The following is a 16,858-nucleotide window of genomic DNA, read 5'->3' as shown; positions in this document are numbered from 1 at the left end:
CGTGGTGAAGATCTCGGACCGCTTGGTCGGGATCGTGGTGTTGCGCTCGATCAGCTTGGTCATGATGCCGCCCTTGGTCTCGATGCCGAGGGACAGCGGGGTCACGTCGAGGAGCAGGACGTCCTTGACCTCACCCTTGAGGACACCGGCCTGGAGCGAGGCGCCGATGGCGACGACCTCGTCCGGGTTCACACCCTTGTTGGCCTCCTTGCCGCCGGTCAGCTCCTTGACGAGCTCGGCGACGGCGGGCATACGGGTGGAACCACCGACGAGAACGACGTGGTCGATCTCGGAGAGCTGGATGCCCGCGTCCTTGATGACGTTGTGGAACGGGGTCTTGCAGCGCTCGAGCAGGTCGGCGGTCAGCTGCTGGAACTGCGCCCGGGTGAGCTTCTCGTCCAGGTGCAGCGGGCCCTCGGCGGAGGCGGTGATGTAGGGCAGGTTGATCGTCGTCTCGGTGGACGACGACAGCTCGATCTTCGCCTTCTCCGCGGCCTCGCGCAGACGCTGGAGGGCCATCTTGTCCTTGGACAGGTCCACGCCGTGACCGTTGGCGAACTGCTTCACCAGGTAGTCGACGACGCGCTGGTCCCAGTCGTCACCACCGAGGTGGTTGTCACCGTTGGTGGCCTTCACCTCGACGACGCCGTCGCCAATCTCCAGCAGCGAGACGTCGAACGTGCCGCCACCGAGGTCGAAGACGAGGATGGTCTGGTCGTCCTTCTCCAGCCCGTAGGCGAGAGCGGCGGCCGTCGGCTCGTTGACGATGCGCAGGACGTTCAGGCCCGCGATCTCGCCGGCCTCCTTGGTGGCCTGGCGCTCGGAGTCGTTGAAGTACGCCGGGACGGTGATGACCGCGTCGACGACCTTCTCACCCAGGTAGGCCTCGGCGTCACGCTTCAGCTTCTGCAGGATGAAGGCGCTCATCTGCTGCGGGTTGAAGCTCTTGCCGTCGATGTCGATCTTCCAGTCGGTGCCCATGTGGCGCTTGACCGACCGGATGGTCCTGTCGACGTTGGTGACCGCCTGGCGCTTGGCGACCTCGCCGACGAGCACCTCACCGTTCTTGGCGAAGGCGACGACGGACGGCGTGGTCCTGGCGCCCTCGGCGTTGGTGATGACGGTGGGCTCGCCGCCTTCCAGAACGCTGACGACGGAGTTAGTCGTGCCCAGGTCGATGCCGACCGCACGTGCCATTTCAATTCCTCCAGCTGACTTGAGTGGAACAGGCTCAAGGATGCATGACCGGTCCTCCCGCGTCAACAGACCTGAGTCTGGGCCACTCAAGTTTTATCCGGCTCTTATACGCAATGCACCGCGGCGCTCCGGCACGACCCGCCGCAGACCAGTACACACCACCCAGTTCCCCTCTCACCATGCGATCGTTCTGCAAAAGCAACAAAAGGTGTGGTGGTAGGCGTGGTGGTCGTGCAGCTGCAGCCCAAACGCATCCTGGACCTGATCCTCGGCTCGGCCCTGCTGGTCCTGGTCTCCCCGCTGATCGCGGTGGCCTGGGCGGCCGCGGCGCTGCGGCGCCCGCCCGGCGGGGCGTGGGCACGGGAGACGGTGATCGGCCTGGACGGCCGTCCGTTCACGCTGCGCCATCTGCGCACGCGCCGCTTCCGGCTCGACCAGCTGTCACGACTGCCCCACGTCCTGCGGGGGGAGATGTCGCTCGTCGGGCCCGAGCCGCTGGCACCCGGCCGGCCCGGCGCCGACGCGCCCTGGCGCCGTAAGGTCCCCCCGGGAATCACCGGGCTCGCCCAGGTCAGACGCCGCTCCCCGCTGCCGTGGGACGAGCCGCTGCTGCTCGACCAGCACTATGTGGAGCACCGGGGTACGCGGCTGGATCTGGCGCTTCTGCTGCGCACCCCACTGACGCTGCCGGCGCCGCGCGGTCAGGCTCACCTGAGCGACGCAGATCACCGCGCGCGCGGCTACAGTGCGGCGGATTAAGTGGGTACGCTCAGCACGAACTGAATAAGTTACCGCTTAGTAGTGCCTTGGCAGTCCACTGAGCAGTGACACTGGTAGTGCTGAATCTCCCACCTCGCAGGCCCGAGGAGCCCCCATGCAACTCGCCGCGATCATTGTGTCGCTGACCCTGACCGTGGTCGGCGTTGCTCTCTTCGCCCGAGCCATCTCCCAGATCTACCGATTCGTGAAGCTCGGCCAGCCCGTGCCCGCGGGCAGCCGCACGGACAACTGGCGGGCCCGCACGGTCACCCTGGTCCGCGAGTTCCTCGGTCACACCCGGATGAACCGCTGGGGGATCGTCGGCTTCGCCCACTGGTTCGTGGCGATCGGCTTCCTGACCCTGCCGCCGACCCTGGCGCAGGCGTACGGCCAGCTCTTCCAGGCCGACTGGACGCTGCCGGTCATCGGCGGCTTCCTGCCGTTCGAGCTCTACATCGAGTTCATCGGCGTGATGACGATCCTCGGCATCCTCGCCCTGATCGCGATCCGGCTGCTCAGCCTGCCGTCCAGGGCCGGCCGCAAGTCGCGCTTCGCCGGCTCGAAGGCCTGGCAGGCGTACTTCGTCGAGTACGTCATCCTCACCATCGGTCTCGCCATCTACGTGCTGCGCGGCCTGGAAGGCGCCATCCACCACGTGGACTCCTACGAGGCCGCGTACTTCGCCTCGTACCCGCTGGTCCTGGCCTTCGAGGGGCTGTCCCTCGGCACGCTGCAGAACCTGCTCTACTTCACCGCCATGGTGAAGATCAGCGTCTCGCTGATCTGGATGATCACCGTCGCGCTCAACACCAACATGGGTGTCGCCTGGCACCGCTTCCTCGGCTTCCCGAACATCTGGTTCAAGCGGAACGCGGACGGCGCCACGGCGCTCGGCGCGCTCCAGCCGATGACCTCGGGCGGCAAGGAGATCGACTGGGAGGACCCGGCCGAGGACACCGTCTTCGGTGTCTCCCAGGTCGAGCAGTTCTCCTGGAAGGGCATCCTCGACTTCTCCACCTGCACCGAGTGCGGCCGCTGCCAGTCGCAGTGCCCCGCCTGGAACACCGGCAAGCCGCTCTCCCCCAAGCTCCTGATCATGTCGCTGCGCGACCACGCGCACGCCAAGGCCCCGTACCTGCTGGCCGGCGGCGGCAAGACCATGGAGGGCGACGAGAAGGCCTCCGAGGAGCAGCTCGCCGGAGTGCCCGCCGCGGCGCTCGCCGAGGCGGAGCGCCCGCTGATCGGCACCGTCGAGGAGAACGGCGTCATCGACCCGGACGTCCTGTGGTCCTGCACCACCTGCGGCGCCTGCGTCGAGCAGTGCCCGGTCGACATCGAGCACGTCGACCACATCGTCGACATGCGCCGCTACCAGGTGATGATCGAGTCCGCGTTCCCGTCCGAGGCGGGCACGATGCTCAAGAACCTGGAGAAGAAGGGCAACCCCTGGGGCCTGGCGAAGAAGCAGCGCGTCGAGTGGACCAAGGAGGTCGACTTCGAGGTCCCGATCGTCGGCAAGGACGTCGAGGACCTCACCGAGGTCGACTACCTGTACTGGGTCGGCTGCGCCGGCGCCCTGGAGGACCGCGCCAAGAAGACCACCAAGGCCTTCGCCGAGCTGCTGCACATCGCGGGCGTCAAGTTCGCGATCATGGGCGGCGAGGAGAAGTGCACCGGTGACTCCCCGCGCCGTCTCGGCAACGAGCCGCTGTTCCAGCAGCTCGGCCAGGAGAACGTCGCGATGCTGAACATGGCCTTCGGCGAGGACGACGAGGACGAGTCGACGAAGAAGCCGAAGTCCGCGAAGAAGATCGTCGCGACCTGCCCGCACTGCTTCAACACCATCGCCAACGAGTACCCGCAGCTCGGCGGCGAGTTCGAGGTCATCCACCACACGCAGCTGCTCCAGCACCTCATCGACGAGGGCAAGCTGATCCCGGTGACCCCGGTCGAGGGCCTGATCACGTACCACGACCCGTGCTACCTGGGCCGTCACAACAAGGTCTACACGCCGCCGCGCGAGATCATGGACAAGGTCCCGGGCCTGCGCCAGCAGGAGATGCACCGCCACAAGGAGCGCGGCTTCTGCTGCGGCGCCGGTGGTGCGCGGATGTGGATGGAGGAGCGGATCGGCAAGCGCATCAACACCGAGCGCGTCGACGAGGCCCTCTCCCTCAACCCCGACATCGTGTCGACCGCCTGCCCGTTCTGCCTGGTCATGCTCACCGACTCGGTGAACGGCAAGAAGAACGACGGCAAGGCGAAGGAGTCCCTCCAGGTCGTCGACGTGGCCCAGCTGCTGCTGGACTCCGTCAAGACGCCGGCGGAGGAGGCTCCCGAGGAGTCGGAGGACGCGGAGCCGGAGCCGGTGAAGTAGTCCCCCTGGTCGTCCTCACGGACGCCTGAACGCCGGACGGCCGGATCTGCCTCGGGGGCAGGACCGGCCGTCCGGCGTTTCCGCGCGGGCGAGCGGCGGGCGGTCGGCGTCGACGCGCCGGGCGAGGGGCGACGGTTCGACGGGGGACGGGCGACCGGCGACCGGCGACCGACGACGGCGACGGCCACGGCCACGGCCACGGCCACGGCCACGGCCACGGCGGGCGAACCCCTGCGAGCCGTCGGACGGTGCCGCAGATCACCCACATACCCACAAGCCCGACCCTTAGGGGATGTCACAGGTCCGCAGCAAAGGCCCCTTATTCCCGGGGCCCGGACGCCGGGCACAGCCGGACCGGGTACGTTCGGTGATGTGGCTGGATTCAGGATCGGACGCGGCCGGGACAACCGCACCCCGCAACAACACCCGCAGCAGCAGGCGCCGTACGGCGGCACGGCACCACCGCCGCCGTACGCCGGGCAGGGCCAGCAGCAATGGCCCCAGGCGCAGCAGCCGTACGGGGAGCCGGAGTACTTCGGCGACCCCTACCCGCAGCAGCAGCCGGGCCGGCCGCAACAGAGGCCGCACACGCCTCACGGCGCGCCCCACGGGGCCTACGGCGGCCCCCAGGGCCCGCACGCCCCGCACGATCCCTACGCGGCGAACAACCCGGGCCACACCCGGGCGTTCAGCATCAACGACGAGGCGTACGGCGACGGCGCCACGTACCATGCCGGTGCCGCCCCCGCCCCGTCCGGCCCGCGCCTGCCCTGGAAGCAGCTCCTCAGCGGCATCGTGATGCGACCCGGCCCGACGTTCTGGCAGATGCGCGACCACGCCGTCTGGGTGCCCGCGCTGACCGTCACCTTCCTCTACGGCCTGCTGGCGCTGTTCGGCTTCGACCAGGCCCGCGAAGAGGCGATCAACGCCACCATCTCCACGGCCATACCGTACGTCCTGGTGACGGGCGTGATCTTCGTGGTCGGTGGCCTGATCCTGGGCGCGGTGACGCACACCCTGGCGCGCCAGCTCGGCGGCGACGGCGCGTGGCAGCCGACCGTAGGCCTGTCCATGCTGATCATGTCGATGACGGACGCCCCGCGCCTGCTCTTCGCGCTCTTCCTCGGCGGCGACAACGGCCTGGTCCAGATCGTCGGCTGGCTGTCCTGGCTGGCGGCCGGCGCGCTGTTCACCTCGATGGTGAGCAAGTCGCACGACCTGCCGTGGCCCAAGGCACTGGGCGCGTCGGCGATCCAGCTGGTCGCGCTGCTGTCGCTGCTCAAGCTGGGCATGCTGTAACGCGCCGGCGGCGCGGCATACGGCGCGCGTACGACGAAGGCCCCCACCGCCGGACGGTGGGGGCCTTCGTCATGACTTCTCACGCTCTCACGCGTCGAGGACCTGGCCCTCGCGCTTCACGACGGGCGGCTCGACACTCCACGGGAAGTTGATCCACTCGTCGGTCTTTTTCCACACGTACTCGCACTTCACGAGGGAGTGCGACTTCTCGTAGATGACCGCGCTGCGGACCTCGGCGACGTGGTCGACGCAGAAGTCGTGGACCAGCTTGAGGGTCTTGCCGGTGTCGGCGACGTCGTCGGCGATCAGGACCTTCTTGTCGGAGAAGTCGATCGCGTTGGGGACCGGCGCCAGCATGACCGGCATCTCCAGGGTGGTGCCCACGCCCGTGTAGAACTCCACGTTCACGAGGTGGATGTTCTTGCAGTCCAGCGCGTACGCCAGGCCGCCGGCGACGAAGACACCGCCGCGGGCGATGGAGAGCACGATGTCGGGCTCGTACCCGTCGTCGGCGATGGTCTGCGCCAGCTCGCGGATCGCGGTGCCGAACTTCTCGTAGGTCAGGTTCTCCCGTACGTCACTCATGCTCACACCTGCGTCCGATGGAAGTTCTGGAAGGACCGCGAGGCCGTCGGCCCGCGCTGCCCCTGATATCGGGAGCCGTACTTCTCGGAGCCGTACGGGTGCTCGGCGGGAGAGCTGAGCCGGAACATGCACAGCTGGCCGATCTTCATCCCCGGCCACAGCTTGATCGGCAGCGTGGCGAGGTTCGACAGCTCCAGGGTGACGTGCCCGGAGAACCCGGGGTCGATGAACCCGGCCGTCGAGTGCGTCACCAGCCCCAGCCGCCCGAGGCTGGACTTGCCCTCCAGCCGGGAGGCGATGTCGTCCGGCAGCGTGATGACCTCGTACGTCGACGCGAGCACGAACTCACCGGGGTGCAGGATGAACGCCTCGTCCCCCTCCGGCTCGACCAGCCGGGTCAGGTCGGCCTGCTCGGTGGCGGGGTCGATGTGGGGGTAGCGGTGGTTCTCGAACACCCGGAAGTAGCGGTCGAGCCGCACGTCGATGCTCGAGGGCTGCACCATCGAATCGTCGAACGGGTCGATACGCACCCGTCCCGCGTCGATCTCGGTCCGGATGTCCATGTCTGAGAGAAGCACGTCCTGAGGATACGCAAGGCGCGCGGGCCCGCCCCAATCGGACGGCTCCCGCGCGCCTCCCACCAAGATCAGCCGACGCTGCTCGTCGTCGCCGCTCAGCGCCGCTCGAGCTCGACGGGCACGGCATGCCGCAGCCGCGCGCACCGCGGACACCGAATGAGCCGCCCGGGCCCGATCCGGCCGGCGCCGAGCTGCTGCATCGGGAACGAAGCGGTACTGAACACGTGCCCCTCGGCACAGCGGACGACGGTGCGCTCCATGGAGTCCATCAAGTCCCTTCCCCAACAAAGCCTGGACGAGAAAGCCACATTAGGGGATGAACAGGACGCCACTCCAGGCGGCACTCCGCGCCTCTACCGTACGCCTCAACTCCCGCGCCCCGCAGAGGGATCCACCCCCGCCGCCCTCCCCGCACCCGAAGCACCCCACCGCGCGCGGCGCACCTCCCGCAACAGCACGAAGACCCCGCGGCGTCATACACCGGGGGCCTGCGATGGGGTACAGTGAGCGACGATGCGGTACCGGATCTCCGGGTCCTCGGTCCGCCGCGCGGGTGTAGTTTAATGGTAGAACATGAGCTTCCCAAGCTCAGAGCGCGGGTTCGATTCCCGTCACCCGCTCCAAAGTGAAGCCCCAGGCCACCGGCCCGGGGCTTTGTCGTTGTCCGGACCGGGTCAGGGGTCAGCGGCCCCCGTCCGCCCCGGCGTTACGACGGCGGACGACGCCTTCCGCGCGAGCGGGGCAGGTGACCTCCGGCGGGCCCCGGCGGGCGGGCCGGGCATCGGGCGAGGCGGTGCTTCGCTGCGCCGCGCCGGAGTGGCGTGGGCCGTTCGGCGGGCTGTTGAGCGGGCGTCAGTCCGTGGGCGGGTGCCTTCCGTGAGGCGTGAGCCTGCCGCCACGGCGGCCGGCGACCGGGTGGCCGGCCACAGGGCGCGCCGCCGGGCCCGGCCGTCGCATCACCCGGTAGCGGGGTGTTCGCTTCCCGTCTGCCGGCCTTCCCCGGCGATCGGGCGGCCGGTGCCGGTGTCGATGAGGATCTGGTGGGCCGTGGTGCTGCCGGGGCTGACGGCCCGGGCCATCGCCGCACGTGCCATGTCCTGAGTCGTGTTCGGCGGGACCACCAGTAGGGAGAAGTGGTCCCGGTCGCCCCGGGTGATGAGGACGGTGTCGTCACCGATCGGGAAGGAGTCGATGTGCACGACGCGGTCGCCGATGGTCAGCCGTGTCGGCAGTTCTTCCCAGGCGTCGGCGTCCAGGCCGACGCGGTCGACGGGTCCGAGGTGCTCGGTCAGCGCGGTGATCAGGCTGGGCAGCTCGGCGCCGATGTCGCGGGAGCGCGGCCACCATGCGCCGTCGAGATTTCCTTCGCGGGCTTGCGTCGTCTCCAGCCGCAGGAGAGCGGTTCCGGGTGCCACGGCGCGGTGAATCGCGTCCGGGAGAAGCTTCGCTTCACGCGGAGTGTCGGCGTCGACCATGGGTGCTCACCCGCCTGCGGGATCAGGCGTGCGCTCGTTGCTCGCCTGTGGCTGCTTTCACCGTACTCCGCGTGCCCACGCGGGGCTCGCCCCGCGCGCGGGTCCCCGGCTCTGGGACCTGCTGGTGATCCCGCCGGACACCGGTGCGCTTGCCGGCGCCCGGCTGATGGCTGCCACAGCCGCCCTCGGCGGGTGCGCCGCCGCGGCGCTCCGACGGCGAAAAACCTCCCGTGACGCACGGATGCTTATATACCGAATCGCCATTCCGGGCATACTATGACAAGTGGGCCGGTGCACTCTCACGTGCAGCGACCCGGAAGGGCGGCCTCGGTATGTATATGCCGGGGCCGTTGCGCACGATCGGCGCGACGGCAGGGAGCGCGGCATGATCCGTTCAGCCGATGTCCGCGAGTGGCGCGACCAGAAGGTCGTCGACCCGAAGGGGCGCAAGATCGGCTCGCTGGAGGCGATCTACGTGGACACCACCACCGATGAACCGGCCATGGCGACCGTCCGCACCGGGCTGCCCACGCGGCAACGCCTGGTTTTCGTCCCCCTTGACGAGGCGGTCCTCGGACCGGACTACGTCAAGATCGCACACTCCAGGGGCCTGGTGAAGAAGGGGCCGTCCATCGGCACGGACGAGGTCCTGCCCGCCGGCGACGAAGAAGCGATCTTCAAGCACTACGGCATGACCTACCGGCCCGGCGCCAACGGCGAACGGCAGCTCGCGCGCCGCTGACCGCCCGGGCACCACGGCAGAGAAGGTGTTCCGCATGGCGATCTTCTGGTTCGTCCTGCTCGTGGCGGTCGTCCTGGGCCTCATCGGCGCGGTGGCGGAGGGCCTGGTCTATCTCCTGGTCATCGGCATCGTTCTGTTCGTCGCCGATATGGCGTTCGTGACGATGCGATGGTCCCGGCGCTCGCGCCGACGCCCCATCCGGTGACCGGAGGGGTGCCCTCCCGGGGACACGCGTGACGGTGCTCCTGGTCGAGGGGCGGGCGGCCGCCGCCGACGACCGCCCCGTCCTGGAGTGAGCCGGCCGCAGGCAGGGCGAGGGGCCGACCGGTGGCGCGCAGGCCGGGCCTCCACGGTCCGGTCGTCGCGCCGGGAGATGCGGCTGATGATGGAGGTACGGTCGAGCGCGCGGAGCTGATCATGACGGGTTGGCTTATCAGGGACTACTCCGAGGACGACCTCGAAGCGGTGCTTCACGTCGACGCGGAGAGCGGCACGACCGGGAAGCCTCCGCTCTTCCGGCTCTCCGACGCAGTGACGGCCCTCCAAACCGCTCATCCGGCCGTCGTGGCCGTGGCGGACACCGTGGTGGTCGGGGCCGCGGTGAGCAGGGTGGAGGGCGACGAGGCCTGGATCCTGCGCATCTGCATGGCTTCCGCCTGGCGGCACAAGGGGCTGGGCAGCGCCCTGATCACGGCGCTCGAGCACCGGCTCTTCGGTGACGGGGTCCGCGTGGTCCACGCGGTCCTGCCCGAGGGGGAGACCGGGGCCGTCGCGCTGCGCAACTGCGACTTCGTGGCCCGGTCGGGCCTGGTCTTCTTCGAGAAGCGCGGGCCGGTGACTCCCCGGGCGAGCGGCATGCTGTCCTCGCTCGGGGCGGAGCTGCCGCCCGGCGGACTGTGGCGGAAGGTCGCGGGCATGGCACGGGAGAAGGAGCTCATCGAGCGACGTCTGGTCCTGCCGCTGGCCCGACCCGAAATGGCCGCTCAGCACGGCGTGGAGCCGCCGCGAGCGGTCATGCTGTTCGGTCCGCCCGGAACGGGCAAGAGCACCTTCGCCAACGCGATCGCCAGCCGCCTGAAATGGCCCTTCCTCGAACTGTTCCCCGCGCGCCTCGCCGCCGAATACGGGCTGGCGGCCGGCCTGAACCGGCGCTTCGACGAGATCGCCCGGCTCGACCACGTCCTGGTCTTCATCGACGAGGTCGAGGAAGTCGCCGGCGCGCGAAGCGGAGCGGACGCGACCGCGGTCGGCATCGTCAACGAACTGCTCAAGGCGATCGTCCGGTTCAGGCGCCAGGAAGGCCGGCTTCTGGTCTGCGCCACCAACAGCGTCACCGCGCTGGACCCGGCCTTCCTGCGGCACGGCCGCTTCGACTACGTACTGCCGATCGGCCCGCCCGACGGCACGGCCAGGACCGCACTGTGGGAGAGCTACCTGGCACGGGCGGGTGCGGAGGCCGACAGTGCGGCACTCGCGTCCGTCAGTGAGGGGTTCACGCCCGCGGACATCGCCCACGTCGCACGCACCGTCTCGCAGGCCCAGTTCGAGCGCACCTACGACACCGGAACCCGGACCCGGCCCACCACTGACGACTATCTGCACACGATCCGCGAGACCCGGCCCACGGTCAGCAGCTCCATGGCCCAGGAGTTCGCGGAGCAGAGCAACAGGTTCGCCCGACTCTGACGCGTCTGCCCCGGGGGGATCGGCGGCCGGTCCGCCGGCCCGTAGCCGCCGCGTGACGTCGCCGGGCCGGACGCCCGCCGTCGCGGCGCGCGGCGGCGGGCGTCGCCCTGGCACCCACGAGCGGGTCCCGGGGCCGCGGCCACCGGGCTCCGTCCCGGATGCCGTCGCGGGAACGAAGATCCGCCACCACCGTGTTCCGGTCGGCCTCTCCCACGGTTGCCGGGCACACTGGGCGGGTGTGGGGCGGCCCGCTCCGGCACCGGGGCGGACGGCGGTGGCAGGGCCCGGGGCCGCCCGTGCGTACGCAAGGAGGTTCACGATGCAGGGCGAACAGCCACTGCCGCCGGCCGACCGCGCCGAAGTGCGGATCGTGGCGGCGACTCCCGAGGTGGCCCGGATGGTCGCGGAGGTACTGCGCCGCTGCTTCGCCTCCAGCGAGCAGCGCAGCTACCCCACCGGCCACAGCGGCACCCGTCTTCACCTGACGGTGGACACCGCGCACCCGGCAGGACCGGCGCGGTCGTGGCTGGCGTCGAGCCGGTCGTCGGAGGAGGACCGTCCGCAGGAGGACGAGACGTGAGGCCGTGAGGGGAGCGGGCCGGCGACGCGCCGCTGCCCGGGGTGCGGGCCCACGGGGTTCGAGGGGCTACTCCCCCGTGCCCAGTTCGGCCTCCAGGGCACGAAGTACGGACCAGGCGATGAATTCGGCGGCGCCGTCGAGGACCTCGGGGCCGAGGTTGGGTTCTTCGAGCGCGTAGGTGTGGGTGGCCTCGCCGATCGTCACGCGGCTGTGCATGGCGACGTAGCCGCGGTGGTCCGTCGGGGAGCCGGTGTGCCAGGTGCCGGTGGAGGTGACGGTGACGCCGACACGGCCGTCGCCGTTCGGTGCGAGGCCGTCGAGCCACTTCCGGAAGGTGCCGTGGGAGAGGTCGTCGTCGATCGTCAGGCCGATCCTGGGCACGATGTCGGCCAGGTGCTCCCGGGCGCTCCTGCCGTCGCGGCTGACGACGTGGCCGGACAGGGCGTCGGCCATGAGGGCCGTCAGGGTGTCGGTCCGCCGGTCGCCGGCGTGCAGGGTGACGTCGACATAGGGGTAGCGCCAGCAGTAGCCCGCCGTGGCACGGGGACCGGGCGCGGCGGTCAGGGCGGCGTCGACACGGGCCGCGACCTCGGGTTCGGGCAGGCCCATGGTGCGCCAGCGGAGGCCGGTGGAAGTGACGGGGGTCGCGCCGAGGCCGTCCAGTGCCGCGGTGAGCATCGGCAGGCATTCCTTGGGCGGGCCCGGGAGCAGGACGACATGGCGGCCGCCGACGGTCACCCGGGCACCCCAGGCGGTGCCGTTGGGGTTGGGCAGCAGCACGCTGCCCTCGGGGAACTGGGCCTGCCTGCGGTTGTCGGGGTGGATCTCGATCCGCAGCCCCTCCAGCCTGCGGCACACCGCTTCCCATGCCTCCTGGCGCTCTTCGATGCCGAGTCCGAGCGCATCGGCGACCGCGAACCGGGTGACGTCGTCCGAGGTGGGGCCCAGGCCGCCGATGACGATGACGACCACCGCCTGGTCGAGCCCGTGGGTGACGGCGTCGCTGATGGCGCCCTCGTCGTCGGCGACGGTGTGCCGGGAGTGGGTGGAGATGCCGTACGCGGTGAGTGTGCGGCTGGCCTCGGTGCCGTTGGTGTCGGTGATCTCGCCGCGGAGGAGTTCGTCCCCCACGGTGATCACGCAGGCGGTGCGGGGGGCGGGCTTCAGGGGTTCGGGCATGGGGTTCACCTTTCGAGGGGGCGGGCTCGGTCGCGCAGAGCGGCCGTGACCAGCCGGGCGACGGCGGTGGCGGAGGCCGGGTTCTGACCCGTCGCCAGTCGCCGGTCCAGCACGGCGTGTTCCTGGAAGTCCGGCGCGGTGGAGAGGATCGCGCCGCGCCTGGCGAGGGTGCTCTCCAGGGCGAACGGCACCACTTCGTCGAGGCCGATGGACGCCTCCTCGGCGTCGGTGAAGCACGCCACCCGTTTCCCCGCGACGAGACGGCTTCCGTCGCCGAGCCTCACGTTGACCAGTGCCGCCGCTCCGTGGCACACGGCGGCGACGATGCCGCCGCTCTCGTACACGGCGCGGGTCAGGCGGGCCAGCGCCGCGTCGTGGGGGAAGTCCCACATCGCGCCGTGTCCGCCGGCGAAGTAGACGGCCGCGTACTCCTCGGGCCGTATGCCGTCCGGCGCGAGGGTGGTACGCAGGCGCTCGGTGGTCCGGGCGTCCCGGAGAAACGCGGCGACGACGGGGTCGGCGAGGTTGACGCCCTTCTCCCGGGGGGCGTCGCCGCCGCGGACCGAGAGGAAGTCCATGTGGTGGCCGGCGTCGCGGAAGACGGCGGCGGCGTGGGCCAGGTCGTGGACGTGATAGCCGGTGGGCCGGGCGGTGTTGCCCAGGCGGCCGTGGCTGGTGAGGGCGAAGAGGATGGTGCTGCGGGAGGGCATGCGGGGGTGTTCCTGGAGCGGGATGGGATCGACGGGTCCGGCCGGGGTCAGACGCCCGCGCTGAGCCCGCCGTCGATCGTGAGCACCGCGCCGTTGACGGTCGCGGCCGCCTCACTCGCGAGATGGACGACCGTCCTCGCGATCTCGTCCGGTTCCGTGGCGCGTCCGCTGGGGGTACGGGCGACGATCGCGGCGTGCCGCTCCTCGGAGAGGGCTGCGGTCATGTCGGAGGTGACGAGACCGGGGGCGACGACGTTGGCGGTGATGCCGCGCGGGCCGAGTTCTCGCGCGACGGACCGGGCGAGGCCCACCAGACCGGCCTTGGACGCGGCGTAGTTCGCCTGGCCCGCGCCGCCGGTGGCGCCGACGACGGAGGAGATGAAGACGATCCGTCCGCGGCGGGCGCGCAGCATCTGCCGTGAGGCGCGGCGGGCCACCCGGAACGCTCCGCCGAGGTTCGTGTCGATGACGGATGCGAACGCCTCGTCGCTCATCAGCGGCAGCAGCGTGTCCTGGGTGATCCCGGCGTTGGCGACGAGGACCTCCACCGGCCCGTGGGCGGCCTCGGCGGCGGTGAAGGCGGCGTCCACCTGGTCGGTGCTGGTGACGTCGCACGGCAGGCACAGAAGTCCGGCGTCGGGCGGCGGGCTGCTGCGGTAGGTGACGGCCACCTTGTCGCCCTCCGCCGCGAAGGCGCGGGCGATGGCCAGACCGATGCCCCGGTTGCCGCCGGTGATCAGGACGGAACGACTCACTTGCTGGATCCCTTGTCGGTTGTCGGGTGGGGGGATGCCCCGGACGCGGACACACCCGGGGGCGGGGCCGGGGAGCCGGGACCCACTGGGGTGGGGCCGGGGGCGGTGCCGGGGGCCCGGTGGCCGGCGGGACGGCCGGCCACCGGGCGGACGCGGGCCGGGTGCCCGTCAGACGGCGTAGCCGTACGAGTCGGGCCAGCGGGGCGTGTCGCCGAGCAGGCGTGCGGCTCGGTGCGGCCAGTGCGGGTCCCGCAGCAGCTCCCGGCCCAGCAGGACGGCGTCGGCCTGGCCGGAGGCGAGGATCTCCTCGGCCTGGCCGGCCTCGGTGATCAGGCCGACGGCGCCGACGGGCATGTCGGTCTGGGCGCGGACGGCCGCCGCGTAGGGGACCTGGTAGCCGGGGCCGGTGGCGATCCTGGCGTCGTGGGCGATGCCGCCGGACGAGACGTCGAGCAGGTCGACGCCGTGGGCCAGGAGCTCCTTGGCCAGTCGCACCGTGTCGTCACCGGTCCAGCCCTGGCGGTTGTCCTCGGGGTTCTCGGCCGACAGCCAGTCGGTGGCCGAGGTGCGGAAGAAGACGGGCAGTTCGTCCGGCCACACCGCGCGGACCGCGTCGACGACCTCCAGGGCGAAGCGGGCCCGGCGCTCGAAGCTGCCGCCGTAGGCGTCGGTGCGGTGGTTGCTGTGCGGCGAGAGGAAGGAGTTGATCAGGAAGCCGTGGGCGCCGTGCACCTCGACGACCTTGAAGCCGGCGTCCAGGGCGCGCCGGGCGGCCCGGGCGAAGTCGTCGACCAGGCGCTGGATCTCGTCCACGGTCAGCTCGTGCGGGGTGGGGAAGTCGCCGTACGGGACGGCGCTGGGCGCCACGGTGCCCCAGCCGCCCTCCTCCGGGGGAACGGGTCCGCCGCCGAGCCACGGCGCGGCGGCCGAGCCCTTGCGGCCGGAGTGCGCCAGCTGGATGGCCGGCACCACGCCGTGGTCGTCGAGGAAACGGGTCACCCGGGTCAGGGCGCGTGCCTGCGTGTCGTTCCACAGGCCCAGACAGCCGGGGGTGATGCGTCCCTCGGGTGCCACGGCGGTGGCTTCGAGGAGGATCAGGCCGGTGCCGCCGGCCGCGCGGGAGAACAGGTGGCCGAGGTGCCAGTCGTTGACCACACCGGCCTGCTCGCCGGTGGGCTCCGCCTGGTACTGGCACATGGGTGCCATCCAGGCGCGGTTGGGGATGGTCAGTTCGCGCAGCTTCAGCGGGGTGAACAGCTTGCTCATGAAAGTCCTGTCGTACGGCTCAATGCGGTGCATACGTTCTGGTGTTTCGTGCGGTGCGCGGGGGGTCGGCCGGCAGCCACCGTGTACGGCGCTCATCGCGGCCGGCGGTCACCGTGTACGGCGCTCATCGCGGCCGGCGGGCGTCGGGGTGGCGCAGGCACCAGCCCTCCCAGGCGGAGGCGACCATGTCGACGACGCTGTGGCGGGCGGTCCAGCCGAGCTCCCGCTGGATCGGCGAGGCGTCGGCGACGACCTTGGCCGGGTCGCCCGGGCGCCGTTCCACGACGGCCGGGGCGGTGTCGTAACCGGTGACGTCCTGGATGACGGAGATCAGCTCACGCACCGACAGGCCCTCGCCGCGGCCCACGTTGAAGGTGCGGCCGACGTCGTCGTGCTCGCGCAGGAAGCGGGTGGCCGCCAGGTGTGCGGAGGCGATGTCGGCGACGTGGATGTAGTCCCGCACGCAGGTGCCGTCGGGGGTCGCGTAGTCGTCGCCGAAGATACGGGGCGCTTCCCCGGCCGTCAGCCGCTCGAAGACCATGGGCACCAGGTTGAGGACCCGTTCGTCGGCCAGGCTCGGTGAGGCGGCCCCGGCGACGTTGAAGTACCGCAGGTTGATGAAGTCCACCTTGCCGGCCCGGTGCGCGGCCCGGGCCAGCCACTCCCCGATCAGCTTGGTCTCGCCGTAGGGGCTCAGCGGGTCGCACGGGGTGTCCTCCGTGACCAGCTCCACGTCCGGCATGCCGTAGACGGAGGCGCTGGAGGAGTACACCAGCTTCCGTACGTTCGCGGCCTCCATGGCGGTCAGCAGACTGCGGAAGCCCTCGACGTTCTGGCGGTAGTGCAGCAGCGGAAGCTCCACCGACTCGCCGACCTGGGTGCGCGCCACGAGGTTGACCACCCCCTCGACGGGGTGGTCGCGGAAGACGCGGGCGAGCAACTCACCGTCGAGGACGCTGCCCACGATGAGGGGCACGTCGTCGGGCACGGCCTTCCGCGACCCCGTCGACAGGTCGTCCACGACGATGATCCGCTCGCCGGCGTCCCGCATCGCCTTGACCACATGGCCGCCGATGAATCCGGCGCCACCAGCTACAAGCCAGTACGACACTGTGTCGTCCTTCCCGTTGGTTTCCGTGTGCGTGCGTCCGGCACGTCCCGGGTGTCCTGCGCGGACCGCTCGTGTCACGCGGCGTCGGCCTCGGCCGGCGGCGCCGGATCGGCCATCCGCAGGCAGGCGTCGGCGAGCAGGACGTCGGCGGACGCGGGGTTCGAGGCGAGGGGCACGTCGTGGACGACCGCGAGGCGGTGCAGTGCCCGCACATCGCTTTCGTGGGGCTGGGTCCCGAGTGGATCGGTGAAGAACACCAGCAGGGCTATGCGCCCTTCGACGATCATCGCGCCGATCTGCTGGTCGCCGCCCATCGGCCCGCTCGCCACCAGTTCGGCCCGCAGGCCGAGCCGGCGCGCCAGCAGATCACCGGTGGTGCGGGTGGCGACCAGCCGGCAGCCGCGCAGCGCCTCCTGGTGCCGGTCCGCCCACTCCAGCAGATCCGCCTTCTTCGCGTCGTGTGCCACCAGCGCCACCGTGTCCGGAGCCCCGCCGGCCGTCGGAGTGTCCTCGGCATGGCCGCACGCGGCCGTCCGCCCTCTCATGAAGTCCCCGTTCC

Annotated in this window: 17 protein-coding genes and 1 tRNA gene; 8 read left to right on the top strand and 10 right to left on the bottom strand. The window is 70.8% G+C overall.

Going from position 1 to position 16,858, the window contains the following annotated elements; all coding sequences use genetic code 11:
• Nucleotides 1–1,197, bottom strand: a 1,197-nt coding sequence (gene dnaK / locus ACY34K_RS21895) for a molecular chaperone DnaK (RefSeq protein WP_462749608.1), incomplete at its 3' end; no start/stop codon positions are given.
• Nucleotides 1,198–1,419: 222 nt separating this feature from the next.
• Here dnaK and ACY34K_RS21890 point away from each other — a divergent pair.
• From ACY34K_RS21890 to ACY34K_RS21880, 3 genes are all read left to right on the top strand, one after another.
• Nucleotides 1,420–1,956 carry a sugar transferase gene (locus ACY34K_RS21890; protein ID WP_462749606.1) on the top strand — a complete coding sequence of 179 codons (537 nt, stop codon included), beginning with the start codon at nucleotides 1,420–1,422 and terminating at the stop codon, nucleotides 1,954–1,956.
• Nucleotides 1,957–2,071: 115 nt separating this feature from the next.
• Nucleotides 2,072–4,333 carry a (Fe-S)-binding protein gene (locus tag ACY34K_RS21885; RefSeq protein ID WP_462749604.1) on the top strand — a complete coding sequence of 754 codons (2,262 nt, stop codon included), beginning with the start codon at nucleotides 2,072–2,074 and terminating at the stop codon, nucleotides 4,331–4,333.
• 372 nt (nucleotides 4,334–4,705) lie between these two features.
• On the top strand, nucleotides 4,706–5,632 hold the full coding sequence (locus tag ACY34K_RS21880; RefSeq protein ID WP_462749602.1) for a Yip1 family protein: 927 nt from the start codon (nucleotides 4,706–4,708) through the stop codon (nucleotides 5,630–5,632).
• An 87-nt stretch (nucleotides 5,633–5,719) separates the two neighbouring features.
• On the opposite strand, the gene ACY34K_RS21875 is transcribed toward ACY34K_RS21880, so the two are convergent.
• Entirely contained in the window at nucleotides 5,720–6,217 is a 498-nt protein-coding gene (locus ACY34K_RS21875; protein ID WP_462749600.1) for a phosphoribosyltransferase, read from the bottom strand.
• Between the two features lie 2 nt (nucleotides 6,218–6,219).
• Complete coding sequence (gene dcd, locus ACY34K_RS21870; RefSeq protein WP_462749598.1) at nucleotides 6,220–6,795, bottom strand: dCTP deaminase; 576 nt, start codon at nucleotides 6,793–6,795, stop codon at nucleotides 6,220–6,222.
• Between the two features lie 549 nt (nucleotides 6,796–7,344).
• On the opposite strand from dcd, the gene ACY34K_RS21865 reads away from it, so the two are divergent.
• A tRNA-Gly gene (locus tag ACY34K_RS21865) sits at nucleotides 7,345–7,418 on the top strand.
• Nucleotides 7,419–7,751: 333 nt separating this feature from the next.
• Here the strand turns inward: ACY34K_RS21865 and ACY34K_RS21860 are convergent.
• Entirely contained in the window at nucleotides 7,752–8,270 is a 519-nt protein-coding gene (locus ACY34K_RS21860; RefSeq protein WP_462749596.1) for a DUF5994 family protein, read from the bottom strand.
• A gap of 385 nt (nucleotides 8,271–8,655) precedes the next feature.
• Between ACY34K_RS21860 and ACY34K_RS21855 the strand changes: the two genes are divergently transcribed.
• The 4 genes from ACY34K_RS21855 (at nucleotide 8,656) to ACY34K_RS21840 (ending at nucleotide 11,278) form a co-directional block, all read left to right on the top strand.
• The gene (locus ACY34K_RS21855; RefSeq protein WP_462749594.1) at nucleotides 8,656–9,012 is read left to right on the top strand and encodes a PRC-barrel domain-containing protein; all 357 of its coding nucleotides are present in this window, start codon (nucleotides 8,656–8,658) and stop codon (nucleotides 9,010–9,012) included.
• Between the two features lie 34 nt (nucleotides 9,013–9,046).
• Nucleotides 9,047–9,217, top strand: a complete 171-nt coding sequence (locus tag ACY34K_RS21850) for a hypothetical protein (protein ID WP_462749592.1) — start codon at nucleotides 9,047–9,049, stop codon at nucleotides 9,215–9,217.
• Between the two features lie 212 nt (nucleotides 9,218–9,429).
• Nucleotides 9,430–10,698 carry an ATP-binding protein gene (locus ACY34K_RS21845; RefSeq protein WP_462749590.1) on the top strand — a complete coding sequence of 423 codons (1,269 nt, stop codon included), beginning with the start codon at nucleotides 9,430–9,432 and terminating at the stop codon, nucleotides 10,696–10,698.
• Between the two features lie 319 nt (nucleotides 10,699–11,017).
• The gene (locus ACY34K_RS21840) at nucleotides 11,018–11,278 is read left to right on the top strand and encodes a hypothetical protein (protein WP_462749588.1); all 261 of its coding nucleotides are present in this window, start codon (nucleotides 11,018–11,020) and stop codon (nucleotides 11,276–11,278) included.
• A gap of 66 nt (nucleotides 11,279–11,344) precedes the next feature.
• Here ACY34K_RS21840 and ACY34K_RS21835 read toward each other — a convergent pair whose 3' ends face one another.
• The 6 genes from ACY34K_RS21835 to ACY34K_RS21810 all read right to left on the bottom strand — a co-directional run bounded on the left by ACY34K_RS21835 (nucleotide 11,345) and on the right by ACY34K_RS21810 (nucleotide 16,766).
• Nucleotides 11,345–12,457, bottom strand: coding sequence for a competence/damage-inducible protein A (locus tag ACY34K_RS21835; protein WP_462749585.1), 1,113 nt, complete (start codon nucleotides 12,455–12,457; stop codon nucleotides 11,345–11,347).
• A gap of 5 nt (nucleotides 12,458–12,462) precedes the next feature.
• On the bottom strand, nucleotides 12,463–13,167 hold the full coding sequence (locus tag ACY34K_RS21830) for a type 1 glutamine amidotransferase domain-containing protein (protein ID WP_462749583.1): 705 nt from the start codon (nucleotides 13,165–13,167) through the stop codon (nucleotides 12,463–12,465).
• A 47-nt stretch (nucleotides 13,168–13,214) separates the two neighbouring features.
• A complete protein-coding gene (gene fabG, locus ACY34K_RS21825; RefSeq protein ID WP_462749580.1) occupies nucleotides 13,215–13,922 on the bottom strand; it encodes a 3-oxoacyl-ACP reductase FabG in 708 nt (235 codons plus the stop codon).
• Nucleotides 13,923–14,090: 168 nt separating this feature from the next.
• Nucleotides 14,091–15,188: an NADH:flavin oxidoreductase/NADH oxidase gene (locus ACY34K_RS21820; RefSeq protein WP_462749578.1), complete on the bottom strand. Its 1,098-nt coding sequence runs from the start codon at nucleotides 15,186–15,188 to the stop codon at nucleotides 14,091–14,093.
• A 124-nt stretch (nucleotides 15,189–15,312) separates the two neighbouring features.
• Complete coding sequence (gene galE, locus ACY34K_RS21815; RefSeq protein WP_462749576.1) at nucleotides 15,313–16,299, bottom strand: UDP-glucose 4-epimerase GalE; 987 nt, start codon at nucleotides 16,297–16,299, stop codon at nucleotides 15,313–15,315.
• 74 nt (nucleotides 16,300–16,373) lie between these two features.
• Nucleotides 16,374–16,766, bottom strand: coding sequence for a methylglyoxal synthase (locus ACY34K_RS21810; protein WP_462749573.1), 393 nt, complete (start codon nucleotides 16,764–16,766; stop codon nucleotides 16,374–16,376).
• Nucleotides 16,767–16,858: the final 92 nt, after the last annotated feature.

It is taken from the genome of Streptomyces sp. STAM6, assembly GCF_054963715.1.
Note: the sequence above shows the minus strand (reverse complement) of the source record. Positions and strands in the feature narration are given on the sequence as shown.